Source organism: Alphaproteobacteria bacterium (assembly GCA_030680745.1).
Taxonomy (GTDB): Bacteria; Pseudomonadota; Alphaproteobacteria; order JAUXUR01; family JAUXUR01; genus JAUXUR01.
Genome location: JAUXUR010000004.1, coordinates 1 through 9161, shown reverse-complemented (window position 1 = coordinate 9161; position 9161 = coordinate 1). Strand labels below are relative to the sequence as shown.

8 protein-coding genes are annotated in these 9161 nt (G+C 34.9%); 6 read left to right on the top strand and 2 right to left on the bottom strand.

What is annotated here, in order from left to right; genetic code table 11:
• Positions 1 to 516, top strand: a 516-nt coding sequence (locus Q8L85_00310) for a histidine phosphatase family protein (GenBank protein MDP1723130.1), incomplete at its 5' end; no start/stop codon positions are given.
• Positions 517 to 539: 23 nt separating this feature from the next.
• On the opposite strand, the gene Q8L85_00305 is transcribed toward Q8L85_00310, so the two are convergent.
• Entirely contained in the window at positions 540 to 728 is a 189-nt protein-coding gene (locus Q8L85_00305; protein MDP1723129.1) for a hypothetical protein, read from the bottom strand.
• 313 nt (positions 729 to 1041) lie between these two features.
• Between Q8L85_00305 and Q8L85_00300 the strand changes: the two genes are divergently transcribed.
• Positions 1042 to 1242 (top strand): hypothetical protein, encoded by a 201-nt coding sequence (locus Q8L85_00300; GenBank protein ID MDP1723128.1) that lies wholly within the window; start codon positions 1042 to 1044, stop codon positions 1240 to 1242.
• A gap of 66 nt (positions 1243 to 1308) precedes the next feature.
• Here the strand turns inward: Q8L85_00300 and Q8L85_00295 are convergent, their stop codons facing one another.
• The gene (locus Q8L85_00295; protein ID MDP1723127.1) at positions 1309 to 1617 is read right to left on the bottom strand and encodes a hypothetical protein; all 309 of its coding nucleotides are present in this window, start codon (positions 1615 to 1617) and stop codon (positions 1309 to 1311) included.
• 369 nt (positions 1618 to 1986) lie between these two features.
• On the opposite strand from Q8L85_00295, the gene Q8L85_00290 reads away from it, so the two are divergent.
• The 4 genes from Q8L85_00290 to Q8L85_00275 all read left to right on the top strand — a co-directional run bounded on the left by Q8L85_00290 (position 1987) and on the right by Q8L85_00275 (position 8681).
• Positions 1987 to 2979, top strand: coding sequence for a hypothetical protein (locus Q8L85_00290; protein ID MDP1723126.1), 993 nt, complete (start codon positions 1987 to 1989; stop codon positions 2977 to 2979).
• Positions 2980 to 3496: 517 nt separating this feature from the next.
• Complete coding sequence (locus tag Q8L85_00285; GenBank protein MDP1723125.1) at positions 3497 to 5137, top strand: ABC transporter substrate-binding protein; 1641 nt, start codon at positions 3497 to 3499, stop codon at positions 5135 to 5137.
• Positions 5138 to 5292: 155 nt separating this feature from the next.
• Complete coding sequence (locus tag Q8L85_00280; protein ID MDP1723124.1) at positions 5293 to 6915, top strand: ABC transporter substrate-binding protein; 1623 nt, start codon at positions 5293 to 5295, stop codon at positions 6913 to 6915.
• 191 nt (positions 6916 to 7106) lie between these two features.
• Positions 7107 to 8681 carry an ABC transporter substrate-binding protein gene (locus tag Q8L85_00275; protein ID MDP1723123.1) on the top strand — a complete coding sequence of 525 codons (1575 nt, stop codon included), beginning with the start codon at positions 7107 to 7109 and terminating at the stop codon, positions 8679 to 8681.
• Positions 8682 to 9161: the final 480 nt, after the last annotated feature.

Here is a 9161-nt window from a genome sequence, read left to right as displayed (position 1 = left end):
TTCCAAATGAATAAAAGCTCTTTTTATTTTATGCGCCATGGGCAAACTGATTGGAATGCACAGCAGATTCTTATGGGACAAAAGGATATTCCACTAAACGATCTAGGCAAAGAACAAGCAAAAAAAACGATTCAAAAAGTTCAAAAACTCAACATTCAAACAATTTATACAAGCCCATTAAAACGCGCATTTGAAACAGCTCAAATTATTGCAAACGCTTTAAACATTAACCTCATTATTATTGAAGATCTTAAAGAAGCGCATTTTGGTCTTCATGAAGGCAAAAAAATAAAAGAAAATTTTATTGAGTCTTGGATTGATGGCAACATTAACAATATTTCTTGCGAATCTTTTCAAGATGTTCACAAACGCATTCAACCTATTGTTGATACAATGCAAAAAAATCCACACAACAATCTTATCATTGCTCATGGCATAATATTTTTGGCAATAACTAAACTACTTGGCAATGATATCGTATTGCTCAAAAACACAGAAATAATTCAACTCGGATAATTTCTTATGATCTTGCTGTTATTTCAGGTCAACACATCAACATGATTGCCTTTATTTGGATCAAGCGATTTCATTTCCTCGGCAAGACCTCCACGAATATCGTCTTTTCCTTCAACTTTTTTTTCTAATTTTTCGTTCTGTTGAAGATTTTTTACTTCACTGGAACGATCAAGACCTAACTGAGAGGCACCACTATCAGGAGTAATTTGCATTTTTCCACCTATTATCCTATTACACTTTAAGTGTACCAAACTTTTTAGGTTCTGGCAAAAGTACTGTTTTATATTTATTTATAACAACAACAATACATACCAAAAATAATCTAACATATTATAAAATATGTTCATTTTTGTATTATAGATTTTAGGTAAGACTCATACACCAATTTCATTTGAAGGAGGTTATACCCAAATTGTTTTGAAATGTGGGTAGGAAGATGAGCGGTGATGCACGCACAGTGTACCCTTTTTGTACATGAGCATGATGAATCCCGAAATCTGACGACCTCCACAGTTCGAAACAAGAGTGGTATATATAGTAAAAGATGTTAATGGATATGATCCAAAGATAAATACAAGACGAAAATTTGATTTTCAAAAAGCCAAAAACTTGATGACTGAAGCAGGCTATCCAAATGGTTTTAACCTTGCAATGGTGAAGATTTTCACCATCGTAAAGGCATTTCAAGCAACGTCAATGACAGGACAAAAAGGATGGCGTAAATGAAAAAAGAGTGTGGGCAAATGTCTACACTCTTTTCCATAGGATTTGAACTTAAAACCAAAAAATTGCTTAGTTCTCGTTTCTCTCTTTACGACTTGGGTACACAGCTTTATGAATGCATGATTTATAGGCAGCTTTGAGTTCTCGAAGTTCTATTCTCTTTTCCCTTAGCAAAGCTTTCTGCTCATCTGTCTTTAAACGACCAAGCGCTTCCAACTCCGCTATCTCTTCTTCAACTAAATTTATTCTATCTAGATATTTGTCATCACATTTTTGCACCCGCTCACCAGTTGTACAACCAGCATGAACAGAATTAGCTTGAGAGAGAACAAGCCCAGAAACAGCTAGACCAATAATCATAAAAGCAGTTTTTCTCATTTTATAACCTTTCGTATAATTCACATTTCACTATTGAATGTGTCGAAAAATAAAATATCAAATTATTTTTATTAAAAATACCCGTAAAAAATACTGGGTTTTTTATTTTTGGAAAATTTTTTTCTATATTCTTAGTGAATTAAGATGTTGAAAAATAAGTAAAAAAATCTATTTTTATTAATATAAAGAATTTTTTAACAGAAGAATAAATTTAGTAAACATTGTTGATGTTTTCGACAAGAAAGAAGGGAAATAAAAAAGGTAAGGCCGGGGATTGAACGCAAAGAAAAAATTTATTCTCTCCCTCTTGATTTTCCCTTAGCACTGGCCAAACATTTTCTTAATTTTGCGCGCTACACAATTCGAATCATGCAGAAACTGATAGGTCCTAAGTTTATACCACTTCCTGCCCATATTACAAATGCGACACAATGGATTGAAAGCAAACAGAACAATTCAAAACAAACCAAAGAATCTCATATTAACAATATAATTGAAAAAAATTGTCCCATTCAAGCACATGAAACTGAAATGGAACGTATAAAAGCGGAGATCGCTCGCCTTGAAAATATATGCAAAAGAGGCGACATCTTTGATTTAGAATGCCGCTATATTCTTAAGAAAGATAAAATTCCAGAACCTTGGCAAGAATACATTGAAAAATACTTAATCATGGCTTTGGAAAATAATTTTGAAAATAAAGGTTTTAGAAATCTTAAATATATTTCATCTTATCCTACGCATACAAAAACGCTTTATGAAAAAGATTTATTTGTTTCAAAGCCAAGTTTTGCAGAAAAATTTCTACTAGGAAAAAAACATCTTGAAGCTATTTTTAACGACGATCTCCAGATGCCTAAAAAAGTTCAAAAAAATTGGATCAATATATTCAAAAAAATTGCAAAAGCTGCAGAAGATAAAAAACGTTATTTCGCTTATTGTCAAACAGAAGATACAGATAGTTTCGAAATTGCAGCCAGTCATATTGCTAAATTAATGGACGTTCGATTTAAAGTCATTGATGCTGGAAAAGAGGAAATAAACTTCGAACTTTTGTTTGGATCAGAAGTTGGATCAAAAGAAGGAAGCCATTTAGGCATTCTAACACATCTTTTCTTTAATGCCGGAGATAATGAAACCTATTTAAACCCAATCCTCATCATCCAAAATTTTGACCAATGTGCCAATGATAAAAACATGCCCTGGAAACAATTATTTGATAATGAAATAAAAACTTATAAGGACGCTTATTTGGACCTAGAAATAGATGTGTCACAATTAAGTATTATCATCTCAGGAACAACGCCTCATAAAGATCTAAACCCTACCCTTAGAGACCGATTTGAAAAAATAAGTTTTTAAAGAAGATACCAGATTAGAATGATTAATTTTTACTTGTTCTATAAATCGTTTTGGTAAAGTAAAATAACTTGAAAACACTTCAAGTTCAAGGTCGTCGTCCCCCTTCCAACGACCCGCGGCAAGTCCCTTAGGATCCATAAAATCTATGGAAAAGTCTAGTAAATCCATTTATTTACCCCCTGCACAATGGATCCCGCAGGACTTGCCGCGAGAAGTAGGGGGTGTAGTGTTTTCGATTTATTACACTATACATGCAAAATCAACATGAAATTAAAAGACGTAAAGTCTCATACAACTTTCAAGTCAGCTTCTAGCCGATCTACGAAAATACGGCCTTTAAGCTGTATAAAAGTCCATTTATAGTAACAGCAACATACCAAATATAATCTAAAATATATTCATATTTTTATTAAAAAATAGTCAATATAACTGACTGAAAAACATAAAAAAACGCTTTTAATTAGTACAGGTTTTAGGTAAGGTTCCGTACACTAATTTCATTTGAAGGAGATTGTAAATGAAATCGTTAGCGTATCCCCAAAAAAACCTATGGGAAAAAATACAAGAAAAATCGCCAATAAATTTCGTCAAAAAAAGCTTTTACGCGTTAACTTTAATAAGCGCAATCAGCATTCATTCGATGGCAAATGCTGAAAACAGCATGACCTATGCTTTAAAAGGGTCGCCTCATAGCCTTGACCCGTTCACAATGTACGATATTTCAACCCATAGTTTTAATGGCAATGTGTACGAGCCATTGGTTGATCGTAATGCTCATTTAGAACTTATTCCCTGTTTAGCAACAGAGTGGAAAAATATAGATCCAACAACTTGGCGTTTTAATTTACGTCAAAACGTTAAATTTCATGATGGTGAAATATTCACAGCTAAAGACGTTATTTTTTCTTTTGAACGCATTTCAGGCGCAGGTTCAGCTTTAGCGACTGCTGTTGCTTCTATCAAAGAAATTAAAATGATTGACGATCACACAATTGACGTCATTACAAAAACGCAACATCCTATTTTGCCCTCTGAATTATTCGCCATGTTTATTTTTTCAAAATCATGGGCTGAAAAAAATAATGCAACAAAAGTCCCTGACATTACCAAAAAAGAAGTGGGTTTTGCAGATAATCATACCAATGGTACAGGACCTTATAAACTTGAATCCTATCAACCAGAAGAAAAAATTGTTCTTACAAAAAACAATGATTGGTGGGGCACTGAGCGCGGCAATATTGATAAAGCGATATTCATACCGATTGCAAGTGATGCAACCCGCGTTGCAGCCCTAGTAAGTGGTAAAGTCGATTTAATTGCACCTGTTCCCTTGCAAGACATTGAACACCTCACAAAAGATCCTAAACTTGATGTGATTGAAGCGCCGTCATTGTTAACCACTTTTCTAGGAATGAATCAAGGTGATGACAAACTTAAATCATGCAATCTTGATAAAAATCCATTTAAAGATCAACGTGTTCGCGAAGCTTTTGAATATGCAATTGACATAGAAGCCATCAAGACAAAGATTATGCGCGGCTATGCTGAACCCAACGGATTGCTCATTGTAAAAGGTGTTAATGGATATGATCAAAACATTAATACAAGACGAAAATTTGATCTTCAAAAAGCCAAAAGCTTGATGGTTGAAGCTGGATATCCAAATGGTTTTAACCTTGCCATGGATTGCTCTAACGACCGCTACACAAACGATGCAATGATTTGCCAATCAATTGCGCAAATGCTTTCGAAAATTAACGTAAAAATTAATTTAACGGCTCAAACAAAATCAAAATTCTTTGGTAAAGTATTTGGGATGGATAGTGATTTTTATATGCTTGGTTGGCTTCCAACAACTTATGATGCGCATAATGCGTATTATAATTTAGTGGCAACACGTAGTGGAGAGCAAGGTCAATATAACGTCGGCGGTTATTCAAATCCAAAAGTAGATGCACTTATTGATCAAATTCAAAAAGAAATGGATCCAACAAAACGCAATCAAATGCTTATTGAAGTGATGAAAATTGCGCAAGAAGAAGTCGCCAATATCCCACTTCATCAAGAAAAATTTGTGTATGGTGTTAACAAACGCTTAAAAAATCCACAAATTAGGGCAGATGATATGATCAATATCAAAGACTTTAACATTCAATAAGTTCTAATCGATTGATAAAGGGGGAAATTCCCCCTTTGTTGATAATCTATTGATCGTCGTTTAAAGTGACAATAACGTTTTAAAATAATTCTTTTAATAAAGTTATATTTTGGGTTAAGATATCATACTTAAATTTCATTTGATGGAGATTATAAATGAAATCGTTATCCTATCCCCCCAAAAAAAATGCTGGAAAAAAATTCCTCACAAAAGCTTTTTATACTTTCACCTTATTGGGGATAATTAGTATTCACGCGATTGCAGACGCTGAAAATGTCATGACTTATGCTTTGAAAGCTTCACCTCATAGTCTTGATCCTTTTACAATGTATGACATACCAACGCATAGTTTTAACGGCAATGTTTACGAACCTTTGGTTGATCGTAATACTCAATTAGAACTCGTTCCCTCATTAGCAACTGAATGGAAAAATATAGATCCAACGACATGGCGCTTTATTTTACGTCAAAATGTTAAATTCCATGATGGTGCACCTTTCACAGCCAGTGATGTTGTTTTTTCTTTCCAACGTGCCGCAGGTCCTGGGTCGGATAGCGCAGGCTCAGTTGCCTCTATCAAAGAAATTAAAGTAATTGATGACTATACAATTGATGTCATTACTAAAACACAGAATCCTTTATTGCCCTCAGAATTATATGGCATGTTCATTTTTTCAAAAGCATGGTGCGAAAAAAACAATGCAACGAAAGTTTCAGATGCGACCAAAAAAGAAGAAAGCTATGCTGACCGTCATGCTAATGGTACTGGACCTTACAAAGTTGAATCCTATCAAGCTGAAGTCCAAATAGTTCTTGTTAAAAATAAAGATTGGTGGGGCAAGGATTGCGGCAATATTGATAAAGCAATATTCAAACCGATCGCATCCGAGGCAACGCGCGTTGCGGCACTTTTAAGTGGTGATGTTGATTTAATGGCGCCATTACCCATTCAGGATATCAAACGTATTGAATCCGATCCTAAACTTGCTGTAATTGAATCACCCTCTTTATTAACAACTTTTCTTGGTATGAATCAATCAGATGATAAGCTTAAATCAACTGGACTTGATAAAAATCCCTTTAAGGATAAACGTGTTCGTGAAGCTTTTGCACATGCAATTGATATAGAAGCTATTAAAACTAAAATCATGCGTGGCTATTCAGAACCAAACGGACTTTTTATAACAAAAGGTGTTAATGGTTATAATCAAGATATTAATACAAGATGGAAATTTGATCTTGAAAAAGCCAAAAACTTAATGACTGAAGCAGGCTATCCAAATGGTTTTAATCTTGCCATGGATTGTTCTAATGATCGTTACACAAAAGATGAAATGATTTGCCAATCTGTTGCACAAATGCTTGCTAAAATCGGTGTAAAAGTCAATTTAACAGCTCAAACTAAGTCAAAATTCTTTGCCAAAGTATTGGGGTATGATACTGACTTCTACATGCTTGGATGGCTCCCAACAACCTATGATGCACATGATGCTTATTACAATCTAGTGGCAACACGCAAAGGTGGAGATCAAGGTAAATTTAACGTTGGCGGATATTCAAATCCTAAACTTGACGAACTGATTAATCAGCTTCATAAAGAAATGGATTCAACAAAACGCAATGAACTTATTAGCGAAGCTATGAAAATTGCGCAAGAAGATGTTGCAAGTATTACGCTTCATCAAGAAAAGTTTGTATATGGTGTAAGTAAACGTTTGCTTAACCCACCTATTCGTGCAGACGATATGGTCTTTATTAAAGACTTTAACATTCAATAGAAATACATATCTTTATTGATGGATAAAGGGGAGATTTCTCCCCTTTTTTTATACACGTCTTTTTTTACCTGCGTTTTTAAGTGACGTCTATATAGCATTTTCCTAAATATATGTGTTTTTAATTGACAAGTTTTCTGTCTTTGTATATCCCGATGATATGACCAACGTCACGTTTACATTCTGGAGGAATAATGCGCCGTTATTTTTTATCTTTTGCATTTATTGCAAGCCTGTCTTTTTTATTCAATCCTGCGGATGCCGCAGTATCAAAAGCAAATGAATTAACTTTTTCTTTAAAAGGCGATATCCATAGCATGGACCCTTATGGTCTTTATGAAGTTATTACAACTGGTTATCTTTATAATGTTTATGATACTCTTGTAACACTCGATAAAGACTTAAAAATTGTGCCAGGTCTTGCTGAATCCTGGGTCAGTAAAAGCCCAACCTTAATGGAAATGAAACTTCGCCAAAATGTTAAATTTCATGAAGGTGAAGCATTCACGGCAGATGACGTTATTTTTTCCTATAAACGTTCTATTTCTGAAGGATCCGACGTTAAAGCAGTTATTGCAAGTGTAAAAGATATTCGCAAAATTGATGATTTTACGATTGAAGTTGAAACACATGCATCAAACCCAACTCTTTTAGCAGAACTTTACGGCGTTATGATCATGTCAAAATCTTGGTGTGAAAAACATGATGCGACTAAAGTTGCGCAACTTACTAAAAACGAAAAAGGCTATGCTGATTTGCATGCGAATGGAACAGGTCCTTTCAAACTTGAAAAAAGAGAACCTGAAATTCAAACCATTCTAGTACGCAACCACAATTGGTGGGGAAAATTTGAAGGCAATATTGAACGCGCTATTTTTAAACCGATTGCAAATGATGCAACGCGCGTTGCAGGTCTAGTAACAGGTGAACTTGATCTTATAACACCCGTTCCTTTGCAAGATAAAACACGTGTAGAGGCTGTTTCATCTCTTGAAATAGTAACAAAACCAAGTCTTAATACAATTTATATGGTTCTCAATGTAGGCGTAAATGAACTTCCTTCATCGGGTATTAAAGGTAAAAACCCATTACAAGATATCCGCGTCAGAGAAGCTATATATCGTGCAATCGACATTGAAGCGATCCAGAAAAAAATCATGCAAGGAACGTCAAAACCAACAGCGTTAATGATCGGACCTGGGATTCATGGATATGACGCAGATTTAGATAAAAGATTACCTTACGATCCTGAATTATCTAAAAAACTTTTAGCTGAAGCTGGATATCCAGAAGGCTTTAAAATGGCTTTTGATAATTCAAATGATCGTTACATTAAAGATGAAGCTATTGCACAAGCACTTGCTGCTATGCTTCGAAAAGTTGGTATAACGCTAACGTTAAACTCAACAACCAAGTCAAAATATTTTGCAAAAGTTTTAGGTGGTGATACAGAATCTTACCTTATGGGTTGGATGCCAGGTACTTATGATGCCCTTGATCCTTATTCAAATCTTTGTGAAACAAACGGTAAATATAATATAGGTAAATATTCTAACCCGAAACTTGATGAGATGATTCAAAAAGCACAAGTAGAGCTTGATGAGACAAAACGTCAAGAATATGTGCGTGAAATACTCCAAATCCAACAAAAAGATATGGCACAGATTCCACTTCATCAAGAATCATTGGTTTGGGGAAAACGTAAAAATATTAATGTTGTCCAACGTGCAGATGATTACTTAATGCTTCATCTGTTTTCTAAAAACTAGGTGAAGTAACTAGAGTAAATTCTATCCCCCCTCCTACGTCCCGCGGCAAGTCCCGCGGGATCCAGAAAGTAAATAAAGAAGATGTCATTGTCCAATTTATACAATGTTAACTTTAGGGAAGATCGTCTGGATCCTGCAATCAAGTCCTGAGAGATCCACACGAAATAATTCTTTAACATGTTGAAAATAATAGAAACATGTCCTTGCGAGCAGCGAAGCTGCGCGGCAATTGTAAGTCTCAAACATGCTAAGCTCTATAGTAAGTAATTACATTATTGTATATTACCCATAGAGAGTTGTACTAACCCCTGCATGATAGGGGTTAATACGCGGGCGTGAGCGACCGTGCGGCAATCGGTTTTAAGAACCGTCTGGATCTAGGTACTCTAGCCCTTCTCTCGAGACGTTTGAATAGTTGCATGGGATGCTTTTGCACGCCCGTTTACAATCGCAAATAAAAATCTCGAGGTTACAATGCAA

Excerpts from the sequence above, each read along its gene's own strand:
- Q8L85_00305 (MDP1723129.1), bottom strand. The coding sequence starts at position 728 with ATGCAAATTACTCCTGATAGTGGTGCCTCTCAGTTAGGTCTTGATCGT.
- Q8L85_00295 (MDP1723127.1), bottom strand. The coding sequence starts at position 1,617 with ATGAGAAAAACTGCTTTTATGATTATTGGTCTAGCTGTTTCTGGGCTT.
- Q8L85_00290 (MDP1723126.1), top strand. The coding sequence starts at position 1,987 with ATGCAGAAACTGATAGGTCCTAAGTTTATACCACTTCCTGCCCATATT.
- Q8L85_00285 (MDP1723125.1), top strand. The coding sequence starts at position 3,497 with ATGAAATCGTTAGCGTATCCCCAAAAAAACCTATGGGAAAAAATACAA.
- Q8L85_00280 (MDP1723124.1), top strand. The coding sequence starts at position 5,293 with ATGAAATCGTTATCCTATCCCCCCAAAAAAAATGCTGGAAAAAAATTC.
- Q8L85_00275 (MDP1723123.1), top strand. The coding sequence starts at position 7,107 with ATGCGCCGTTATTTTTTATCTTTTGCATTTATTGCAAGCCTGTCTTTT.